Consider the following 21,925-nt stretch of genomic DNA (forward strand, 5'->3'; position numbering starts at 1 on the left):
CGCTCCTTTTTTTCTAACTACTTGCTGAACTTGATGCTGCGGCATCATCTGCTTTGACGCGATCGATGGCTACCACTAATGCAATGATCAGGTCATCTAGATCTTCTTCATAGATCACGACTTCATAGGTATCGCCCCAAGAGATCCATTTTTTGTGGATCTCTGCGATCCGCTTGCCGTTGCGGTTGACCACAAAATCCATATCCCACCAATTGCCGTCCACATCGATGCCTTCTGCACTGATGGAATAGCGGGCTTTAAAAAATGTGAAATGTTTTTCTAAAACGATCGCTTCTTGGCCGTGGACTTCCACAAAAAATTTCGGTAATAAACTGAACACTTTTTTGGTGATCTCCGCGATCGGTCGCTGCTGCTCATTGAAGATCGTAAAACTTTTCGGAATCTTAAAAAAACTGCCTTCGACATAATAGCGAGGGTTTTGTAAGTCATCGGTCACGGTAAATTTTTCGCCGATGCTGAAAACCTTCTGTTTGATGTAAAGTTTCTTCAAATGCTACACTCCTTTCTCTTTGACATCACCCGTATTGATCACCGGCTGAGTGCCTTTATCGGTAATGATCGACACCAATAAATTATTGATCAGTTGGACTTTGCGGTCGTCTGTGAAATTGATGTCCTGTCCGTCTTCGATTTGTTCTAACGCCATTTGTGTCATGGAGACGGCCCCTTCAACAATGATTTGCCGTGCTGATAAAATTGCTTTAGCTTGTTGGCGCTGCAGCATCGCACTAGCGATCTCAGTCGCATACGCGAGGTGATTTAAGCGGGTCTCTATGACTTCGACCCCAGCAACAGCTAATCGTTCCTGCAATTCTTTTGCCAGCTCCTCCGAGACTTCACTTGTATTGCCTCGCAACGTCAGATCATCGTCATTGAACGTGTCATAAGGGTATTGCGTCGCAATGTGACGAATCGCTGTTTCACTTTGGATCTCAATGAAGTCTTGGTAATAATCGACATCAAACAATGCTTTAGCGGTATCTACAACTTTAAAAACCACCACTGCCGAGATCTCGATCGGGTTTCCGTCTGAATCATTGACCTTCAACAGCGAACTGTTAAAGTTGCGAACTTTCAATGAAACATTGATTTTTTGGGTTAATGGGGTTGTCACAAACAAGCCGTTGTCTTTAATGGTTCCTAAATATTGCCCAAAAAAGAGGATCGCTTTGGCTTGGTTGGGTTGTACGATCGTTAACGAACTAAGGAAAAGAAACGAAACGATCCATAAAAGAATACTGAGAACGATTTCGAGAACGCTCTCATTTACGAACCCATGATAAAACAAATAACCGCCGCCAACTAATAACCCGATCAGCACAACCAGTGCTAAATACCCATTCACATGAAATGTCTGTTTTTCTGTCATTTTTATTCCTTCCCTTCTTGCTCTTATCTTACCTTGGTTAAAGCCGCTGTGCAAATGTTCTTGCGCATATCAGGGACGATTCCCAATCAAGCTATTTTGTTTTCTGCAACTTTCCCGTTACAATTAAGGTAGGACAAAATTTTTCTCAAAAAAGGAGTAATTCTTATGGCACAAAAAATTGACTTAGAAACGAGTAAATGGTCGTTGGAATCGATCATTAAAACGGTCGGCACCGATCTTTCCTCTGTTGTAGAGGTACAAAACAAAGATGGCATTGACGTTGTAGTGATCTCGAAAGACGAGTGGCAACATCTTTTGGAATTACTCGATGCACGTCATGCAGAAGGCTATCGGTTGGAGCAAGAGCTTCCTGAAGAAATTTTAGTTGACGTTGCCGATACCGACAACCAATACACCGAAGAAGGCGAGTTAGAAATGGAGCTGCCTGAGCGTGTGCATCCAGCACCTGATTTTGAACTGGATTCAGAAGAAATCGTTGAAAGTGATGACGTACTAGATTAAACAAAAAAGCAAAACGGCCACGGGCACGTTTTGCTTTTTTTATAGCTCTTTTTCCTGCTTTTTGGTAATGACTGCTTGCAATCGTTCGATGGCAGGCTGCAATTCTTGTAGCGCCTCTTCTTCGGGTTCTAACTCTGCACACCGTTGCAGTCGCTCTAACCACATTTCTGGTTCTTTGACGCCCAACTGGCCAATGGCCCAATAAGCCGTTCCTCGAATCACTGGGCGCACGTCTTCTGTCGCACAGCGCCAAATCGCTGGCAAGGCACTGCGGTCTCCCACATTGGCTAAGGCGATGATGGCATTACGCTGCAGAGGTTTTTTCCCCCGCCAAGAGCCAGATAGATGGCCAAATTGTGCTTTGAAGGCTTTGTTTGATAAAGACAGCATCGGTTGCAGTTTTGGATAAACGGTATCGACTTCAGGCTCCATCTCTTGATGAAAATGGAAGTCTTTCCCCCGATTATAAGGGCAGACCAGCTGACAAATATCGCAGCCGTAAATCACGTTATGCATCTTTTTGCGGTACTCTTCTGGCATCATACCCTTCGTCTGGGTTTGATAGGACAAACAGCGCTGGGCATTCATTCGACCATCGCCCAATAACGCTTTGGTGGGGCAAGCCGTCACACAACGCATGCAATCCCCACAACCAAACGGGACTTCTTCATCTGGTTCAAGAGAGATATTAGTGACGATCTCCCCTAGATAAACAAACGAACCAAATTCTTCAGTAATCAGCAAGCCATTACGACCGATAAAGCCAAGACCCGCCCGCTGCGCTGCCGCCACATCCACCAATTCCCCTGTATCGACTTGCGGTGCGAAACGCCATTCGACTTGTTCTTCCATCGTTTGCGCTTGTTCTTTGATAAAGGCGATCAAGCGATCCAATCGTTCTCGCAAAATATCATGGTAATCGATGCCCCACGAGGCACGGGCAAACATGCCACGCTTTTCATCCCGGGGGACTTTCTCTTTGATTTTTGTCGGATAAGCTAAAGCGATCGCAATGATCGTTTGCGGATTTTCAAATGTCCGTTCAGGATAGATCCGCTCTTCGATCACGGGATGCTCAAAACCAGAGGTATGGCCTTTGGCTTTTTGTTCCCGCAAGGAAGGCTCCAATGCCAAAAACGGCTCCGCTGAAGCAAACCCGATCTTGTCGATGCCAAGCCGCTTGCTTTCTGCAATAATTTTTTCTTTTAAAGACATGCTCGCTACCCTCTTTTGTCCGCTAAGCATCTGCTTCTCGGCTTTTTCTCTTCCCCTATTATACGTAAGCACCAGAAAAAAGTCGATGGTGCGGTTTGTTCCCCCAGTTTTTTTCTTTCTTTAAAAGAACACGTGTTGATTGTTTAAGATTTTAATTAATTTTATCGTTATTTTCCTCGCAACGATTGCATTGCCTTTTTCGAATGCTAGACTAGATAAAGGAATCAGAAAGAAATGAACAAATGAAATGGAGATGCTTATGACTCAATTACCCACCGGCTTGACTGCAGCAGAAGTCGCCAAGAAAACCCAAGAGGGACTGCACAATGATTATGAAACCAAAACCAGTAAATCAACTGCTGCGATCATCAAGGACAATTTACTGACGTTATTCAATTTTCTCAACCTATTGATTGGCGTTTTTTTATTTGCCGTAGGCGCCTATTCCAACATGTTCTACTTAGCGATTATTTTTGTGAATATCACCATTGGGATCAGCCAAGAATTGCACGCACGTAATTTAGTAAAAAAACTCTCACTTGTTTCACCGCAAACGGTACGAGTGATTCGAGATGGTCAAATCCATGAGATTTCAGCCAAAGAATTGGTTTTGGACGACTCAGTCATTCTTGGTGCTGGGGACCAAATCCCCGCTGATATGACGGTGCTTTCTGGACTAGTCGAAGTCAATGAAGCGATGCTGACTGGTGAAGCCGATCTGGTTGTCAAAGAAGCAGGTGCTTCCTTACTCTCAGGAAGTTTCATCGTCAGCGGTGAAGTGACAGGAAAAGTCATTCATGTCGGTGCAGAAAACTACGCAGCGAAACTAAGCAATGAGGCGAAGGTCCACAAACCGATCCGCTCTGAGCTGCTTGCTTCGATCCGTAGTGTATCCAAATTCACCAGCTATGTGATCGTTCCTTTAGGGGTGATTTTGTTCTTCCAAGCCTTTATGATGCGAGATGCTGGGATCAAGGAATCCGTCGTCGTTTCTGCCGCTGCCTTATTAGGAATGTTACCAAAAGGACTTGTCCTGCTGATCAGTATCGCCTTGACGACAGGTGTCATTAAATTGGCCAAAAAACGGATTTTGGTCCAAGACATGTATGCCGTTGAAACCTTGGCGCATGTCGATACCCTTTGTCTGGATAAGACGGGGACGTTGACGGAAGGCCATATGGTTCTCGAATCGATCGTTCCTCTCCAAGCCGACAGCGACCCTAACATGCTCTTAGGGAATTATTTGGCAGCCAGCACAGATAACAATTTGACGATGCAAGCATTGCGTCAAGGCTGCCCTGAGCTAACGGATCATCAGCCGATCGAAGTCGCTGCCTTTTCTTCACAGCGCAAATGGGGTGCTGTGGCTTTTGAACATCTAGGAAATGTCTATCTTGGCGCACCTGAAAAAGTCGCCGGCTCTGCTGCCTTGTCGCAAGTCATAGAAGCGCAAGAAGCTGGTCTACGGGTGTTGATTTTAGCCGTAGAAACTGATCCAAAAACGCCGACATCCTTTGACCCAACCAACGCACAAGCGGTGGCTGTCTTGATTTTATCCGATATCATCCGCCAAAACGCAGAAGAAACCTTGGCTTACTTAGCGGATCAAGGCATCGATCTAAAAGTGATCTCTGGCGATAATCCAATAGCAGTCGCAGCGATCGCCCATCGTGCAGGCCTAGCGAATGCCGATCAAGCCATCGATCTTTCTACCTTAACGACCGAAGCAGAAGTCCGAGAAGCTGCGACACGCTATACGGTCTTTGGTCGTGTGACTCCTGAACAAAAGAAACTACTCGTTCAAGAATTAAAAGCCAATCAACGGACCGTTGCCATGACGGGTGATGGCGTCAACGATGTGTTGGCACTACGGGAAGCCGACGTCAGCATTGCAATGGCTGCTGGCGACAGTGCGGCTCGTCAAATCGCTAACTTTGTCTTATTGGATTCTGACTTTACTACGTTGCCAGATGTTTTATTTGAAGGACGCCGCGTCGTCAATAACGTGACCAAAGCGTCGGGAATCTTCTTTATCAAGACGATTTACAGCTTCTTGCTCTCTTTGGTTTGTATCCTGACATCCAGCGCCTTTCCGTTCTTGCCGATCCAAATCACATTGATCGACTTAGCAATTGAAGGTTATCCATCTTTCTTCCTTTCCTTTGAAGAAAACAAAGCACCGATCAAAGGTCGTTACTTGCCGACAGTCTTGCTCAATGCGTTGCCAAATGCCTTGTTGGTGTTAGTCAATTACTTTGCGATCCGCTTTTTACAAACCGACTACGGTTGGTCGCAATTTGATACGACGACCTTGTTGTACTATTTGTTGATCGGGATCAGCTGTATCGCTGTGATTCGCGCTTGCTTGCCATTAAATCCATTGCGATTGTTCTTAGCGATTACCACTACCGTGGGGATCTATGTCGCAGCAATGCTTTTCCACGGATTGCTGGAAGTCGGTTTCTTGACCGCCGTAACATTGCCTTACTTCCTTGGCATGATGGCATTGAACATCTGCCTGTACGTGGGGCTTTCTTTCCTAACGAAGCGCTTTTCAGCCAAAGTGCTCGTTAAACAATCCTAATTGATTTTGCAGCATCGCTCTTTCTTGCTTTGTCCAGAAAGACGATGCTGTTTTTTTGTCCTCTCCATAGGTGCAACCATACAAGAAGAAAGAAATTTGGTATACTGAACCTGTAGGCGGTTTCAACAAGGACGGTGTTTCTTTGGAAAAGGCAACCCCCTTGTCAAACAGCCAAATTTAATCAGAAAGTGTTGGTGAAATTGGATGAAAAAAAGTATTTTACTCGTTTCTCACAGTCAGCAACTCACCGAAGGATTAAAACAGATGATCGAAGAAATGGCTGATGGCGAGTCAGTCACGATCTATTCTTTAGGCGGGACAGCAGAAGGAGAGCTGGGTTCTGACGCCACGAAAATCGTGGATGCCGTCAACGAATCCGCAGATGCTGAACTGATCTTAGTCTTTGCCGATCTAGGCAGTGCCGTTTTGAATGCCGAACTTGCTTACGACATGCTGGAACCTCAGCAACAAGAACGCTATCACCTGATCGACGCGCCGCTGGTGGAAGGTGCCTTTGCTGCAGCGATCACCGCTGGTTTTAGTGATGATTTGGCGCAAATCGTTGCAGAAGCAAAAAAAGCAGCCGAGAAAGGATGGCATGAAGCATGAAAAAAATCATTAATGATCCCTCAATGATCGTAGAAGAAATGTTGGCTGGTATCGTAGGCAGTTATCCTGAACTGGTCCATCAAGTCGCCGACTCACGGGTGATCGCTAAGAATAATCAAAAAGAACAAGTCGGTCTTGTTTCTGGCGGTGGGAGCGGACATGAGCCGGCCCATGCTGGCTTTGTCGGTGATGGGATGCTTAGCGCCGCCGTTTTAGGCGATGTCTTCACCTCCCCTACCCCCGACCAGATTTTGACGGCTATCCAAGATTCTGATCAAGGACAAGGCGTCTTGTTGATCGTCAAAAACTATACTGGCGATATCTTGAACTTTGAGATGGCCAAAGATATGGCAGAAATGGAAGAGATCACAACGGAGATCGTGGTCGTTGATGATGATATCGCTGTTGAAAATAGCACCTATACTGCTGGGAAACGAGGAGTTGCCGGTACGGTCTTAGTCCACAAGATTTTAGGCGCAGCTGCTCGTAATGGTGCCAGCTTAAGTGAATTAAAAACACTGGGCGATGCCTTGGTTGCATCGATCAAAACCATTGGGGTCGCATTAAAAGCGGCAACAGTTCCTGAAGTTGGGAAACCAGGTTTTGACTTAGCCGATGATGAGATCGAGTATGGCGTGGGTATCCACGGCGAACCTGGTTACCGTCGAGAAAAACTGAAACCCTCACGTGAACTAGCAAAAGAGTTGGTGGAAAAAATCTTGGCGGATTATGAAAAGACCCCAGAAAAAGTCGGTGTCTTGATCAACGGTATGGGTGGTACGCCGCAAATGGAGTTATTCGTTTTTGCCAATGATGTCGCGAAATTACTCGCAGAAAAAGACATCCCTGTCTCCTTCCATAAAGTCGGCAATTTCATGACTTCCATCGATATGCAGGGACTTTCACTGACCTTGATCGACTTCAGCGAAACGGATCACACCGATGCGTTAAATGAAGCCGTCACAACAATAGCCTGGTAAAGGAGCGAATAGAGATGCAATTGACAACAGAAACGGTGCAAGCATGGTTAGATACCTTCACGAAAGAAATCGAAGCAAACAAGGCCTATTTAAGCGATTTAGATACACCGATCGGCGACGGTGACCATGGCAACAATATGGCACGCGGCGTAGCCGCTTATCAAGAAGCTTATGCCAAACAACAGCCAACGACGATCAGTGATACCTTTAAAGTCTTCTCGATGGCAATGATCTCAAAAGTCGGCGGAGCTTCGGGTCCCCTTTATGGTTCGGCGTTTATGAATATGACCAAAGCAACGAAGGAACTAGAAACGATCGACTCCTTTGAACAATTAGGTACGATCGTTGAAGAAGGCTTGACCGGCATCAAAATGCGGGGAAAAGCTGAGTTTGAAGACAAAACGATGGTCGATGTGTGGCAACCTGTCGCAGAAGCCTTGAAAAAAGGTGAATTGACCAAAGACACGATCGAAGCAGCGAAAGAGCATACCAAAGAACTAGTGGCTAAAAAAGGCCGTGCCTCTTATGTTGGTGAACGTGCCATCGGTCATATCGATCCCGGATCGGCTTCTAGTGCGATTTTATTTGAGTCTTTGTTAACGGTGATAGAAAAGGATTAAAAAAACGATGCTCTTACAAAATACCGTTTAAGACAAAAGACAAACCTTATGATTGCATAAGGTTTGTCTTTTTCTTGTTTATTCATCTTGTAAAATCGTTTGGGCAACTAGCTTCACGTATTGATCCATGCCATCTGGATTTGGATGGACCCGATCTTCATAGAACCATGATTCTTGGTCATTACTCAAATCATACCAATCGATCAAGGTCATATTGTCGTATTTTTCCGCCATGCGCTCCAACATCCGATTGACTTCATTTTGCCAACGCTGTGTCGGTACCCGCACATTGATCCAGTAGACTTTGCGATCACCGATCTCATTCATAAAGCTGTCAAATTGGGCTTCTGTAAAGGAACCATTCGTCCCTAGCCCCACAAGGACGGTATCCCGCAAAAGATTTTTTTCTTTCAAGTCTTTGATCAATTCAGGGCTCGCATACAGCTGGCGCCCAACATCCCCATCAACTACCGCTTGGGTAAAGACTTCTTTCAAGTCAGCCGTTGCATCCAGCATCACGGAATCACCAAAAGCCGTGATTTCAAGAGATTCTGCTTTTTTCACTTGAGCTGCTGTTAAATCATATTTTTCCATGATATTTTTTTCATCTTCACTCGTGCTCGCCTCATCGTCTGCTTCATTGCCTTCAGCATTCGCATTCTTTTGCGATTGCTCTGCCGCTTTTTTATTGGCCGCAATGTTGTCTTTCAACTGCTGCTGCTGGGCATCGACATAATTCGTCGGTGCAGTCACGACGCCAAACAAAGCAACGAGGGTAATGAGTAAGCTGGGCACTAACCACGGTTTTTTCCAACTAAAAATTGGTTTACTGAACCAACCGCGGACCGTTCTGAATGTATCTTTGTACTGGAATTTACGCATTGGGTTTTCGATAAACCGATAGGACAATTCACTGATAAACAAGATCAAGAATAGTTCCACTAACGTGTGCATCAGCACGTTCTCACCGATATTTCCCACTTTTGCTTCGTAAAAAATCATCACTGGAAATTGATACAAATAGATCCCATAACTGCGCTTGCCGATATAACTGAAAATCGGATTACTCAATACACGATTCAAACTGGCTCCGGGATGAGCGGTGACTGCCACAAGAATCGTACATAGGATACTGATCAAGAACATGCCGCCATAATAGACAAAGGTCAAATGATCATCTAAGAAAAAGAACGCTGCGATCAGACCAGCCAAGGAAGCAAAACCAGAGATATTTAAGACCCGTTTGGCTTTTTGCGGTATCTCTTTCTTCAAGTGGGTACTTGGCCAAATGAATGCTAAGGCACTCCCCATCCAGATCGAAAAGAGCCGCGTATCTGTTCCATAATAGACCCGTGTCGGATCAGCGCCTGGTGTGTAAAGGACCGCTAACAGAATTGCCGATAAAATCGTGACTGCGGCAGTAAATTTAAAGGCGCGATGCCTCTGCTTGCCGATTTTCATCAACAAAATAAACACTAAAGGCCAAATCAGATAGTTCTGTCCCTCCACAGCCAGTGACCACAGATGGGTAAAGGGGGATTCATTGCCGAACCGATCAAAATAGGATAACCCATGATTGATCTGCCACCAGTTGTTGTAATACAGCAGCGAGCTAACAAAAACCCCGCGCAAATTATTCAGCAGGTTTCGCTGGAACAAAGTGATATACGCTGCTGAGATAAGCAGCATCACCACCATTCCTGGATAGAGCCGTTTCATCCGCCGAATATAAAAATCTTTGACTTTGATTTTGCCGTTTTGATCCCACTCTTGCCTCAGCAAGTCAGTGATTAAATAACCTGATACGACAAAGAATACTGGAACTCCTAAATACCCGCCTCGCATATGAGTAGGTAGTAAATGATATAAAATAACGCCGATGACTGCCAAGGTTCGAATGCCGTCAAACCCGGTAATATAGCGGCTTGTGCTTAAACGTTTATTCATTTTTCAACCACTTTTCTCTAATTGATCCAATTGTTTCATAAAAAAACAATTTCAGCATGAACGCTATTGATTCCATACTCTCATAATTTACCAGAAATCCCCCATATAAAGCTAGCAACATCTGCTATATTTCAAAAAAATTAATTTTTGGCGAAAAAAAAGTACTTCTATAAAGAAATACTTTTCCAACTCCTTTTTTACAGTTCTTCTTCATAAAATCGACCCAAAATCTGGACATTTTCCGCAATACTAACAAAGGCTTTTGGATCGGCTTCTTTCATAGCACTGCGCAGCATCGGCAGTTCAAAGCGTGTGACTACCGTCAGCAAAACCGTTTGTTTGTCATGCTTGTAGGCTCCTTCGGCTTCATTGATGATGGTAATGCCTCGCCGCATATGTTTTTGGATCGTTTGAATGACTTCTTCTGGGTTGCGAGTGATGATCGTCACCTGCATTTTCTTTTGCTTCGTAAAGACCGCATCCGTCACTTTTCCACTGACAAAAATCGCGATTGCACTATACAACGCATATTGCCAGCCAAACAAGATTCCGGCGGCGAACAAAATAACAATGTTAAAGAAAATCGATATCGAGCCGATCGTCTTCCCTGTCCGTTTGCGGATGGCAATGCTGACAAAATCCAGCCCTCCGGAAGAAAGACCATTCTTCAAGGCATAGCCGATCCCCACTCCATTGATGGCACCACCGAAAATCGCACAGATCATCGGGTCCGTCGTGACGGTTTCTTCTGGCAAAATTTGCACGAATAAGGATGTCAATAAAACAGTGATTCCAGTAAAGATCGTAAATTTGTGGCCGATCTTAAACCAGCCAAGAAAAAATAATGGCACATTCAACAATAATAGCGCAAGAGATAAGGGGATATAAAACCCGATCCATTCTCTTGAGATCGTAGTAATGATCTGAGCGACACCGGTAATGCCGCTGGAATAAATATTGCCCGGCTGATAGAAAAAATTGACCGCAATCGATGCCAGCAGTGCGTACACGATCGAGAATGAAAGTTTGTTGGCATATTCCGGATGAGGGAGCCATTTAAACAGAGGAGTCATTGCATTTCATAGCCTCACTTTTTTGATTTGCCTTTATTATACTTCAGCACATAAAAAAAGAAACGAGCAATGAAAGAAATGGGTGAATTCTCATGAACTTTTTTCATTCATTCACCAATTTCTATTTCATCACTCATTTCATCATGGGTTTAACGCTTATTCGTTTTCTTCAACCGTTGTTACATCAATGCTCAAGTCAAACAGTTGCATTGGCGAAACGGTACTTGGCGCTTGTGACATTGGATCAGCCGCTTTCCCATTTTTAGGGAAGGCAATGACTTCGCGAATGTTTTCTTCACCAGCCAAGAGCATCACTAACCGGTCTAACCCAAGGGCGATGCCACCATGTGGTGGGAAACCATAATCCAAAGCATCCAATAAGAAGCCAAATTGATTTTGCATCTCGCGACGTGAGAAGCCCAGCGCTTCAAACATTTGCTCTTGCACTTCCCGTGTATGGATACGCAATGATCCGCCACCTAACTCGTAACCGTTTAGCACGATATCGTAGGCTTGCGCATAGACCTTTGAAGGGTCTGTCGTTAACAATGGCAGATCGCTTTCTTTTGGCAATGTGAATGGATGGTGAGCAGAAACATAGCGGCCTGCTTCTTCATCGTATTCAAATTGCGGCCAGTCAGTAACCCATAGGAAGTTGAATTTGCTCTCGTCGATCAAGCCTAATTCTTTTCCTAATTTATTACGAATCGCACCTAACGTTGCTGAAACGATCTCAAAGGAATCGGCACCAAACATCAGAATATCGCCAACTTCCGCATTGGCTGCTGCAATAATCGCGTCGGTTGCTTCCGTCAAGAATTTAGCGATCGGTCCTTTCAATCCATCTTCTTCAACTTTGACCCATGCCAATCCTTTGGCACCAAATTGGCCAGCGTAATGGCCTAGATTGTCCATGTCTTTTCTTGAGTATTTGTCTGCAGCCCCTTTGGCATTCAAGACTTTCACAACGCCGCCTTTTTCAAGAGCCATTTGGAAGACTTTAAAATCAACGTCTTTCACAACTTCTGATAAGTCGATAAGCTCCATGTCAAACCGTGTATCTGGTTTGTCACTGCCGTAGCGTCCCATTGCCTCATCATAGGTCATCCGTGGGAATGGCAAGGTAACTTCGATGCCTTTGACTTCTCGCATCACTTTTGCCAATAGCTCTTCCGTATAGGTTTGGATTTCTTCTGCCGTCAAGAAAGAGGTTTCGATATCGACTTGGGTAAATTCTGGTTGACGGTCGCCCCGCAAATCTTCGTCACGGAAGCAACGTACGATTTGATAGTAGCGATCGAAGCCGGCGCCCATCAATAACTGTTTAAAAATTTGTGGTGATTGCGGCAACGCATAGAAATGACCTGGATAGATCCGTGAAGGAACCAAATAATCCCGCGCGCCCTCTGGTGTTGATTTTCCTAGATAAGGTGTTTCGATATCCAAGAACTCGTTCGTGTCTAAGAAATTGCGGATCGCTTGCGTCGTTTTCGCCCGCATCACGATGTTGTTCGTCATTTTTGGACGACGCAAGTCTAAATAACGGTATTTCATGCGAATCTCGTCGCCAACGGTTTGATCATCTTCAATCAAAAAGGCTGGTGTTTTTGCAGTGTTTAAAATCGTGATTTCGCTGATCATCACTTCATAGGCACCTGTCACCATTTTCGGATTGATGGCTTCTGGTGCACGATTGATTACTTGACCTGTTACTTCTAATACATATTCGCTGCGGCATTTGTCCGCGATTTCCCAGGCTTCTTTCGAAACCTCAGGATTGAAGACGATTTGCACGATCCCTTCCCGGTCGCGCAAGTCAATAAAAATCACGCCACCTAAGTCACGGCGCTTTTGCACCCAGCCTTTTAGTGTCACTGTCTGGTTTAAATGGGTCTCATTTACTAACCCGCAATATACTGTACGTTTTGTCATTCTTTTTCTCCTCACTCAAACATTTTGGTTGTCATTTCATCGTAGATCTCATCGAAGCGGGCATAAAGATCCGCTAACGGAAATTGTTTTTCTTCACGGCTTGCCATGGATTTGATATTGATCACTTGTTCTGCTAATTCTGTTTCGCCTAGAGTCAGAACCAACCGTGCCCCTTGTTTATCAGCAGATTTGAACTGGGCTTTGGCTTTACGATCCATGAAATCACGATCGGCAGAAAAGCCGAAATTACGAATCGCTTGCACGACTTTCAGCGCTTCTAAATTGGTTTCTTGTCCCAGACCAACCACATACGCATCTAACTCATTCAAAGCAGGAATCACAACTTCTTCGGCTTCCATAGTGATCAATAAACGTTCGATCCCCAAAGCAAAACCAAAACCAGGTGTTTCTGGTCCACCTAGCTCTTCCACTAAATGATTGTAACGACCGCCGGCACAGATGGTGGCTTGCGCCCCCATTTTTGGTGCATCACTCATGATCTCAAAAATCGTGTGGGTATAATAATCCAGACCACGCACCATATTCGAATCGACCTCATAAGGGATCTCCAACGCATCCAGCATACTCGTTACGGTTTCAAAATGTGCCTTGGCATCTGGCGTTAAGTAGTCTAAGATCGATGGCGCATCTGCCACAAATTTTTGGTCTCGCTTGTCTTTGCTGTCAAGGACCCGCAAAGGATTCTCATGCAAGCGGCGTTTTGAATCCTCACTAAGCTCCGCTTCATGGGGCGCTAGATAATCGATCAACGCTTGACGATAGTTTTGGCGTGTCTCTTTGTCACCTAATGAATTGATGACCAAGCGCAATTGACTCAGTCCTAATTGACGATAAAAATCCATTGCCATCGCCATTGTCTCAACATCGGTCGCTGGATTTGCTGAACCGAAAACTTCGACACCGATTTGGTGGAATTGACGCAAACGGCCTTTTTGCGGACGTTCATAACGGAACATTGGTCCCATGTAAAACACTTTATAAGGCTTCGTATGTTCTGGTCCGAATAGTTTGTTTTCGACATAAGAACGAGCGATCGGTGCGGTGCCTTCTGGACGCAACGTCACATGCCGCTCTCCTTTATCGTAGAAATCATACATTTCTTTTGAAACGATATCCGTTGTGTCCCCGACACTGCGGGCAATCACTTCAAAGTGCTCAAAAATCGGTGTCCGAATCTCATTGAATTGGTAATCGCGAAACACTAAACGTGCTGTTTCTTCCACAAATTGCCATTTTTCGGATTCTCCTGGCAAAATATCGTTGGTTCCTTTTGGACGTTGGTAACTCATCGTATGCATCCTCCTATTTGTTTCATGGTTGCCCATGTTCTTTGCTTTCATTACTTGTTTGCTTATTCACCTATTGCTTGTTGCTCGTTGATATGGGTGGGTTGTTCTCGTGTTTGGCTTTTGGGTTATTGCGCTTTTAGTGGTTGGTTGCTGCTGGTCATCATCTATTCTGTCTTGCTCCAAAAGACAATCCCAGTGATTCCTAGTTCGGTTACTACGCTCCCTAGGTCGCCTAGTACTGTTCATCATCTATTCTGTCTTGCTCCGCAAGCCAACCCCAGTGATTCCTAGTATGGTTACTACGCTCCCTAGGGTCGCCTAGTACTGTTCATCATCTATTCTGTCTTGCTCCGCAAGCCAACCCCAGTGATTCCTAGTATGGTTACTACGCTCCCTGTGGTCGCCTAGTACTGTTCATCATCTATTCTGTCTTGCTCCGCAAGCCAATCATAGTGATTCACAGCAAAAAACTCGCCCTTGTTTTTTTATACAAGGGCGAGTTTTGATTACACGCGGTACCACCTAAATTCGAGAAATGTTCTTCTCCTCTCGATTAACGCTCGGTCACGGAACAGCTTTTCTTCTGTTCATCTCCAGATTGTCTTTCCTTTACACGTCCTAAACTGCTTTCAGCCGGGGCAGTTTTCTCTTTTAAGGAATAGAATAAAGTACTCGATCCTTCACTGATTTTTGATATTATCTATAAACTACAAGAAAGCTATGAAAAAGTCAAGGTGTTTCACTGTCTTTTTCACTCCGCTGCTTTCAAGTAGCGTTTTCTCTAGTAGTCAACGCAAAGAAGTTACCCTTCTGTTTGCTTTTCTTTCTTTTTGCGTTATGCTGAATAACGAAGGTTTTGTTTCTATGAAAGGAGCTGTTTTTATGTCTTTATATTCAGGCTATATCCGTCAACCACACTACTATGAGACCGATCAAATGGCGATCATCCATCACGCCAATTATATCCGCTGGTTTGAAGAGGCCCGCGTGGAATTACTGGCGTTTTTGGATTTACCGTATCATACGATCGAAGAAGCTGGCTTGATCGTTCCCGTGCTGGAAGTCAGTGCGCAATACAAAACGATGATTCGTTACGAAGATGAGGTGCGAATCGATGTTTTGGTCGACAAATATACGGGCACGCGTTTGGATTTTCGCTATGAGATCTACAAAACTAGCGATGGTCAGTTGGCTACGACGGGGACTTCAAAGCATTGTTTTTTAGCAAAAGAGACCAATCGCATCGTGCAGCTGAAGCGTAGTTTTCCTGAAATCCATCAACGATTTGCTGATTATGCTGCCCTGTCAGGAGAATAATCAATTCTGATCACTCATTTAAGTCAAAATCCTTGCTTTTTGAAACGGCTTTCGTATAATCAAAAGTAATTTCAGGGAAGGATGATGGCGATGTACGTGATTAAAGTTTTGCATGGTTACATTGGCAAAGATGGTCGTCGCACTCGTGAAAAAATTCCAGACAAGTTATGGGTCTTTGAAGATCGGAAGCAGTCCGAAGCATTTGCAGATAAAATTGGTGGTCGCGTCAAACCGTTAACTGAAGTCAAACAGCATACGTAAAGAAATAAGCCGTTATCGTCTTTTGCGCATAGACGATAGCGGCTTATCTTTTTTACTGCGTAAAAGGATTAGTCATCCAATTCTGTTTCAAGTACTTCACCTGTTTGGGCATTGATTTTCACATCTGTTTGTTTGTTGCCATCTTCTACTTTGACTTCCCAATAGGTTACATTCATTTCTTTGTCTAATGACCAATCTGTTGCTTGACCACCGCCAGCTTCTTTCACGGCGATATCAGAAATTTCTTCCAATGAAAGCAAGTTGGTTAGGTCCAATTGATCGGCATCTTTTTTGACACCGTTTTGTTCATCGGCATCCAATTTTTCCGTTCTTTCTTCAGAAGTTTCTTTGGTTTCTGCATCGATCTTTAATTCAAACTCATTCGTTTCATCCACGCCTTCTACTTGGTAGAAGTAATTGCCAAAAGAAGTATCCAAATCAATCGAAGTGATCGCTGCATCTGGGTATTTGTCTTGGAATACTTGGATCGCTTCTTCTACGGTCACCGTAGGCAAGCCCCCATTGGCGATCGCTGCACTGCTTGAAGAGCTGTCCGCTGCTTGTGATGAGGTTGTTTCACTTGATGAGGCAACTGCTGTGCTTGAGCTGCTGTTTTGCGCAGGTTCTGAATTTCCCGTGTTGTTTTGTGTACATCCTGCCAATAACCCTAATGCGGCAATTCCGAATAAAATAGTTGTTTTTTTCATGTTTCATTCCTCCAATTGTTTGTGTATTCCTTTTTTCTATATATTTAGAATAACAAGTTCCCAAAGAAAAAGAATCAAAATTGCTTGAAGAAAATCTAAAAAAATCTTCATCTTTCTCTTTCATTTGGAAAGGCCAGCTTAAAGATACTGCCTTGCGGTTGATTGTCTGTCACGGTGATTTTGGCATGATATTTGTCTGCCAGCTGTTTTACCAGTGAAAGCCCAATGCCTGAACCGGCAATCTGGCTAGAACGAGAATCTTCTACCCGATAGAACCGTTCAAAAATCAAGGCTTTCTTATCATCGGGAATCCCAATGCCAAAATCGACGACGGTTAAAGACAACTGCCTTTGCTCTTGTGTCAAGGTCACATGAATCGGCTGATCAACAGGCGAATACTTCGCGGCATTTTCTAACAGGTTTTGGATGATTTGCTGGAAGTCACGTTTATGTCCTCGCTTCATACATTGGTTCTCCACAAAATATTCAATCGATTGCGGAACGATCGTCGCTTGTTTTTCACACTCTTCTCGGACGATCTGGGAAACATTAACAAGGGTCATTTCTTCTTGGGATTGATTTTTTTCTAGGTCTAGCAATTGATTGCTCAATGTTTCCAAACGCTTCGACTCTTTGTCAATAAATGCCATCGAGGAAGGAATGACTTCGGGATGTTTGGTTCCACGCCGCTGGATCAATTGGACATGTCCGCGAATCGCAGCCAAAGGTGTGCGCAGCTCATGGGAAGCATCGGCAACGAATCGTTTTTCCCGTTCGATCGTCTCACGCTGTTCTTTCAACAATTTATTGAACGCCAAGGCCACCGAACGAATCTCGATGGGTTCTTCAGACACTGACAATTCTCCTTGTCGGCTTTGTTCAATGGCAGCAATTTCTTGCGCCATGCCGGTAAGTTTCTGACTCCATTTCCCGACACTCCAATAAATCAGCAGGCTGCCAATCACAACAGCGATCAGATTCAAGAAACTGCTGATCATAAAGAGACCATAGGCTAATTCCACACTATCCTCCCCATTGATAGCGATCGTCACCTGATCCCCATCGACTTCTTGGGTTTTCGTGTAATAGATGCCATCCTCTGTAAAAACGATGTCTTCGAGAAATGGCATCACTCGTCCTTGATTGATATCGGCAAAAATCTCTTCCGCATCTTCTGATGAAACGACACTGCCATCGGCTAAGATCACTTGCAGGGCGTCTTCTTCATCTGCCGAAACATAGGCATTGACGAGAGTGTCCCAGGTATCCCCTGATGCCTCGCCTTTTTCGATGGCTTCAAGAATGTTGCTGGCACGATTTTCGATATGTTCAAACAAATAACCTACGGATAATAAAATAAACAGCAGATTGAAGAGAATCAGCAGACCAAAGAGTATCAAGGAAAAGCGGCTCGTCAATTGAAACTGGGCTGTTTTTCTACGTTGGTTGACTGACTTATTCTTCATGGTCGGTCCTCAAGACATAGCCTAATCCTCGAACGGTTGCGATCATTTTGCCTTTGCCGCAAACATCCAGCTTGTTCCGCAGTGTACGGATATAGACATCTACAACATTCGTTTGACCGTCGTATTCATAACCCCAAATCTCATTCAATAGGTCATCTCTGGTTTTGACGACTTCCGGCTCTTTCATCAATTCATATAAAATCCCAAACTCTTTGGGCGTCAACTCAATGGTTTCACCGGCAACCTGAACCAAGTGCTTGGCGATGTCCATCATCAGCTCCCCCGCCACTAATTGGTTTTGCTGGTTCTTTTGTTGTTTGGCTTCTCTTTGCAGCCGCCGCTCGATCACGCGAATTCTGGCAAACAGTTCTTCGATTTCAAAAGGTTTCGTTAAATAATCATCTAACCCAACATCAAGCCCCGTCACCACATCGGCGGTTTGATTTCTGGCGGTCATCATCAAAATCGGGATGTCGCTTTCTTTGCGTATCCGCCGCGCCACTGTGATGCCATCATAGATTGGCAGCATCCAATCCAATAAAATCAGATCAAAAGCATTTGCTTGCTGATTGAACAAGGTCAATGCCTCTTGCCCATCTTTGGCCCAGACCGTGCCATATCCCTCAAAAGTCAATTCGGACTGGATAAAACTGGCTAAACTTTCTTCGTCTTCTACTAGCAAGATCTTCAAAGTCATATGCGCTCCTCCTCTGGTTTTGCTTCTATCATAACGGATTTTTTCAAAACTTCCTAACTGATTGAAAGAAAAAAACATGAAGATTTTTTCATGTTCGACCAAAAAAAGACGGCATGAACCAAGGTTCACTCCGTCTTTCAGTTATTCCATATTTTTTGCCAGCTGATACGTGCCAACAAGTTCTCCTTTTTCGAGTTGAATCATGTAAGGACATGTTTCAGCTAAAAACTCACGATCATGACTGATCACGGCTAATAAATCAACTTCTTTGGCAACTATTCGCAGTAGTTTTGCGACTTCCTCCATTTGCTGCAAATCTAATCCACTCGTTGGTTCATCGAAAAACAACAAACGTTTGCCAGAAAGCAAGGCACTGCCAATCGCAACTCGTTGTTTTTCCCCACCCGACAAGCTTTGCGGATGTCGGGCAAGGAGTGGTGTTAAGTGCAACAATGAGACAATTTCTTCAAAACGAGCTGGGTTTTGGGCTTTGATCAGCAGCTCTTTTTCCACCGTTTCAAAAAACAGCTGCAAGTTAACATCCTGCATCACAAGAAAGCTTTCCTGCAGCAGCTGCTTTTGGGTCCGCTTTTGTCCATTGATGGCAAATACTGCTTCTGGACATTTTTTCAATCCTGACAGGACTTGCACCAACGTACTTTTGCCAGCACCATTTGGTCCAACGATCCCCACAGCTTGCTTCGTCGGCAATTGTAGTTCAGGCAAGTTAAGCGCCCAATTCCTGCTGTTTGCTGAGCGTTTCGATTGCTTGATCTGCAGATGCGTTGCCCTTAATCCAGACTTTTCTGGCAAAGATTCTCGGCAGTGCTGATTTTCCAATGCCGCCTCGCCTACTTTTCGCAATCCCAACTCGTGAATTGCCTCCTCGGGCAGTGACAAAAGCTGAGCTGCTGGATAAGACGCCCGCAATCGTCCTGCTTCTAATAGACAGAAGCGATCTGCCAGTGGCGCCAAATACGCCAAGCGGTGTTCGGCGATCACAATGGTTTTCCCTTGTTGTTTTAAAGAAGCCAATCCTTGAGTCAACTTTTGGATCGCTTCTTGATCCAAATTACTGGAAGGCTCATCCAATAAGAACACATCATGGGGCAGCATCGTGGCTGCAGCGAGAGCAATCAGCTGCTTCTCCCCACCAGATAGGTCAAAGACACTAGCATCAAGCAACGGGGTCAGGGAAAACTGCTGCGCTACTTCGGTGATTCGCTGCCGAATGTTTTCTGGTGCGACGCCCGCATTTTCCATCGAAAAAGCCAACTCCGAATAGACATCCGTGGTGAAAAATTGAGTCTTGGGGTTTTGAAAGACGACGCCAATCGTCTGGGCATAATGGGAGAAATCGGCAACTGGCAAGTCTGTTTCTCCGACACGGATCTTTCCTTGCACTTCGGCGGGATACAGCTCAGGGATCAAGCCATTCAAAACATTGAGCAAGGTCGATTTGCCGCTGCCGCTAGCGCCGCACAAAACGATGACTTCCCCAGCTGCGACCGTCAAAGAGAGCTCAGATAATACGGTTCGATTTTCTCGCTTCACTGACACTTGTTCTAATCTGATCATCCAAGCCACATCCTTTTCACGATAAAGCCTCCTAATGCTAAAAAGACCAAGCCATCCCACCAGCGCAGCTTCAGTTCGTGGACGGTGGTATGGGGATTTTCTGATGCTAGCCCGCGAACGAGGGCCGTAGCCGACAGTTCGGTTGCGGTCTTTTCAGCCGACATCAGTAATGGGATCAAAAAATACTCCGCACTTTGCAGCGGATGAAGCAAGATCGATCCTGCGGACAGCGAGATGCCGCGAAAGCGCATCGCTTGGCGAATACTTTTGAAATCTTGTACCAGTGTGGGGAAAAAACGAAATAAGACTGCCAGCGGGACTAATAATACGTTGGGCACGTGCATTTTTTGCAGCGCAGCCATCCACTCACTGTTTTTCGTCCCGCTAATGGCAAAAGCCGCCGCCATGATCGTTGGCAATAAGCGGCGATAACCGACGGAAAAGAAATCCAGCAACACGATTAGTACGTGGTTGCCTTGGCGAAACAAAAAACTATCTGCCATTGTCAGCAAGACAAACACGCCATAGAGCAGCAAGCCTTTTTTCCAAAAGCCGCTGACTAAAAATAGCAGCAGCAAGAACGTGACAAAGACAAACTCATCGATCCAGCTAATGGACACCATCATAGTAAAACTAGCAAAGAGAATCACCGCTAATTTGCTGCGGGGATCAAACCTTGTTTTCGACACATTCCTCACCCTTTATGCGATTGGATCGTTGGTTGAAAATGTTTTTCCATCAAGCGACTGCCGATACCTAAACCAGCCACCGCACCAATCAAAACCGCCAATGCACAAAGCCCTAACATCAAATTGGAGGTATGAGCAAACACGCCGGCAATGTAGGTTTCATCTTTTCCGCGAGCCACTAATGAATCGATATAGGCATTTTTCATAAACCACAGGGGCAAGATCGGGCCCATCAAGCCAAAACTAAAGACGATATAACTCGCCAGTACGCGAACGTTCTCTTTGAGCTTTGTTTTGTATTGAATCAAATCAGCTGCTAAGGCACATATCATATTCGGCAAAAAGGCCAATGGAAAATGTCCTGAAATCAAAAAAAAGAGCCCTACCACGGTACCCATAATGGTGATTGCGCCAAATTTCGGTACTTTATTCAATAAAATCAGATAGATAATGCCAGAAAACAAAGCGGTGACTGCTGGAATAAATAAATTATGAAAACCTGGGATCACAAAACGCAAAATCAATAGACAGACGCTCATTAAAAGAAAATAGATCGCTGTATAGATCCCTACTGCAATTAAATCTTGAACCTTTAGTTTTTTCACTGCGTATACGCTCCTTCTTGCAAGCAATCAATGAAAAAACCGTTGCTGCTTGCTTGTACAAACTTATTTTTACAAAGCCTCAGTATAGCACAAAGCAGACGTTTTTATGGGGAGATATGCTTACCAACAGTCGATTTTCTTCTAAAACAAAACCAACAAACAGAGGTGTCTTCTGAATGGCTCCATTTCAACACACAGGTACCTTTAAAGATCCACTAATGGAAAAATGAATCTTTCACACGCTTAGTTGTTTTCTCCTCTTCCCATCTTTGCGAAATTAATGAATAATAGATAAAGACAAACATTAAAAATCAGCACAGACTCTTCATCATTTTCTTTATTAAGAAACCAGCAGGTGCTTCTAAAAAAAACAATAAGAAAGCTGACTGTCGCTTATTCGTTGAAGAAAATCGACGCTGTACT

The 21,925-nt window shown here is 44.5% G+C and carries 20 protein-coding genes and 1 other annotated feature; of the genes, 7 read left to right on the forward strand and 13 right to left on the reverse strand.

All coding sequences use genetic code 11. From position 1 onward, the window contains the following. Positions 1 to 13: 13 nt before the first annotated feature. Positions 14 to 511: an LURP-one-related/scramblase family protein gene (locus IGJ12_RS14070; RefSeq protein WP_005233908.1), complete on the reverse strand. Its 498-nt coding sequence runs from the start codon at positions 509 to 511 to the stop codon at positions 14 to 16. 3 nt (positions 512 to 514) lie between these two features. Next, positions 515 to 1,390: an SPFH domain-containing protein gene (locus IGJ12_RS14075; RefSeq protein WP_008379560.1), complete on the reverse strand. Its 876-nt coding sequence runs from the start codon at positions 1,388 to 1,390 to the stop codon at positions 515 to 517. Between the two features lie 165 nt (positions 1,391 to 1,555). Between IGJ12_RS14075 and IGJ12_RS14080 the strand changes: the two genes are divergently transcribed. Beyond that, on the forward strand, positions 1,556 to 1,912 hold the full coding sequence (locus IGJ12_RS14080) for a hypothetical protein (protein WP_005228172.1): 357 nt from the start codon (positions 1,556 to 1,558) through the stop codon (positions 1,910 to 1,912). A gap of 39 nt (positions 1,913 to 1,951) precedes the next feature. Here IGJ12_RS14080 and queG read toward each other — a convergent pair whose 3' ends face one another. Further along, positions 1,952 to 3,127: a tRNA epoxyqueuosine(34) reductase QueG gene (gene queG, locus IGJ12_RS14085; protein ID WP_034872140.1), complete on the reverse strand. Its 1,176-nt coding sequence runs from the start codon at positions 3,125 to 3,127 to the stop codon at positions 1,952 to 1,954. 259 nt (positions 3,128 to 3,386) lie between these two features. Between queG and IGJ12_RS14090 the strand changes: the two genes are divergently transcribed. The 4 genes from IGJ12_RS14090 to dhaL all read left to right on the forward strand — a co-directional run bounded on the left by IGJ12_RS14090 (position 3,387) and on the right by dhaL (position 7,920). Next, positions 3,387 to 5,711: an HAD-IC family P-type ATPase gene (locus IGJ12_RS14090; RefSeq protein ID WP_430619143.1), complete on the forward strand. Its 2,325-nt coding sequence runs from the start codon at positions 3,387 to 3,389 to the stop codon at positions 5,709 to 5,711. Between the two features lie 204 nt (positions 5,712 to 5,915). Next, a complete protein-coding gene (gene dhaM, locus IGJ12_RS14095; protein ID WP_005228160.1) occupies positions 5,916 to 6,320 on the forward strand; it encodes a dihydroxyacetone kinase phosphoryl donor subunit DhaM in 405 nt (134 codons plus the stop codon). Next, complete coding sequence (gene dhaK, locus IGJ12_RS14100; protein ID WP_008379550.1) at positions 6,317 to 7,300, forward strand: dihydroxyacetone kinase subunit DhaK; 984 nt, start codon at positions 6,317 to 6,319, stop codon at positions 7,298 to 7,300. Before dhaM ends, dhaK begins: the two co-directional genes overlap by 4 nt. A gap of 14 nt (positions 7,301 to 7,314) precedes the next feature. Further along, complete coding sequence (gene dhaL / locus IGJ12_RS14105) at positions 7,315 to 7,920, forward strand: dihydroxyacetone kinase subunit DhaL (RefSeq protein ID WP_005233893.1); 606 nt, start codon at positions 7,315 to 7,317, stop codon at positions 7,918 to 7,920. A 78-nt stretch (positions 7,921 to 7,998) separates the two neighbouring features. Here dhaL and IGJ12_RS14110 read toward each other — a convergent pair whose 3' ends face one another. The 4 genes from IGJ12_RS14110 to hisS form a co-directional block, all read right to left on the reverse strand. Further along, entirely contained in the window at positions 7,999 to 9,867 is a 1,869-nt protein-coding gene (locus tag IGJ12_RS14110) for an acyltransferase family protein (RefSeq protein WP_430619144.1), read from the reverse strand. Between the two features lie 197 nt (positions 9,868 to 10,064). Continuing rightward, positions 10,065 to 10,940, reverse strand: a complete 876-nt coding sequence (locus tag IGJ12_RS14115) for a YitT family protein (RefSeq protein ID WP_005233887.1) — start codon at positions 10,938 to 10,940, stop codon at positions 10,065 to 10,067. 156 nt (positions 10,941 to 11,096) lie between these two features. Continuing rightward, positions 11,097 to 12,872: an aspartate--tRNA ligase gene (gene aspS, locus IGJ12_RS14120; protein ID WP_016612881.1), complete on the reverse strand. Its 1,776-nt coding sequence runs from the start codon at positions 12,870 to 12,872 to the stop codon at positions 11,097 to 11,099. A gap of 11 nt (positions 12,873 to 12,883) precedes the next feature. Then, positions 12,884 to 14,182, reverse strand: a complete 1,299-nt coding sequence (hisS, locus tag IGJ12_RS14125) for a histidine--tRNA ligase (protein ID WP_034872142.1) — start codon at positions 14,180 to 14,182, stop codon at positions 12,884 to 12,886. Positions 14,183 to 14,670: 488 nt separating this feature from the next. Continuing rightward, positions 14,671 to 14,875 (reverse strand) — a binding site (T-box leader). 189 nt (positions 14,876 to 15,064) lie between these two features. On the opposite strand from hisS, the gene IGJ12_RS14130 reads away from it, so the two are divergent. After that, positions 15,065 to 15,499 (forward strand): acyl-CoA thioesterase, encoded by a 435-nt coding sequence (locus IGJ12_RS14130; RefSeq protein ID WP_008379539.1) that lies wholly within the window; start codon positions 15,065 to 15,067, stop codon positions 15,497 to 15,499. A gap of 90 nt (positions 15,500 to 15,589) precedes the next feature. Continuing rightward, on the forward strand, positions 15,590 to 15,760 hold the full coding sequence (locus IGJ12_RS14135) for a hypothetical protein (protein WP_008379536.1): 171 nt from the start codon (positions 15,590 to 15,592) through the stop codon (positions 15,758 to 15,760). A 68-nt stretch (positions 15,761 to 15,828) separates the two neighbouring features. Here the strand turns inward: IGJ12_RS14135 and IGJ12_RS14140 are convergent, their stop codons facing one another. From IGJ12_RS14140 to IGJ12_RS14165, 6 genes are all read right to left on the reverse strand, one after another. Beyond that, a complete protein-coding gene (locus tag IGJ12_RS14140; RefSeq protein ID WP_061053303.1) occupies positions 15,829 to 16,467 on the reverse strand; it encodes a PepSY domain-containing protein in 639 nt (212 codons plus the stop codon). A gap of 107 nt (positions 16,468 to 16,574) precedes the next feature. Beyond that, a complete protein-coding gene (locus IGJ12_RS14145) occupies positions 16,575 to 17,933 on the reverse strand; it encodes a sensor histidine kinase (RefSeq protein WP_301387896.1) in 1,359 nt (452 codons plus the stop codon). Continuing rightward, positions 17,923 to 18,630 carry a response regulator transcription factor gene (locus IGJ12_RS14150; protein WP_034878320.1) on the reverse strand — a complete coding sequence of 236 codons (708 nt, stop codon included), beginning with the start codon at positions 18,628 to 18,630 and terminating at the stop codon, positions 17,923 to 17,925. Before IGJ12_RS14150 ends, IGJ12_RS14145 begins: the two co-directional genes overlap by 11 nt. Before the next feature lie 141 nt (positions 18,631 to 18,771). Next, a complete protein-coding gene (locus tag IGJ12_RS14155; protein WP_194199215.1) occupies positions 18,772 to 20,208 on the reverse strand; it encodes an ABC transporter ATP-binding protein in 1,437 nt (478 codons plus the stop codon). Next, positions 20,205 to 20,906, reverse strand: a complete 702-nt coding sequence (locus tag IGJ12_RS14160; protein ID WP_430619145.1) for an energy-coupling factor transporter transmembrane component T — start codon at positions 20,904 to 20,906, stop codon at positions 20,205 to 20,207. Before IGJ12_RS14160 ends, IGJ12_RS14155 begins: the two co-directional genes overlap by 4 nt. Next, positions 20,903 to 21,502 carry an MptD family putative ECF transporter S component gene (locus IGJ12_RS14165; RefSeq protein ID WP_016609843.1) on the reverse strand — a complete coding sequence of 200 codons (600 nt, stop codon included), beginning with the start codon at positions 21,500 to 21,502 and terminating at the stop codon, positions 20,903 to 20,905. The genes IGJ12_RS14160 and IGJ12_RS14165 overlap by 4 nt, the downstream gene beginning before the upstream one ends. Between the last annotated feature and the right edge of the window lie 423 nt (positions 21,503 to 21,925).

This window comes from Enterococcus sp. DIV0802b, from assembly GCF_050543535.1.
Classification (GTDB): Bacteria; Bacillota; Bacilli; order Lactobacillales; family Enterococcaceae; genus Enterococcus_D; species Enterococcus_D entomosocium.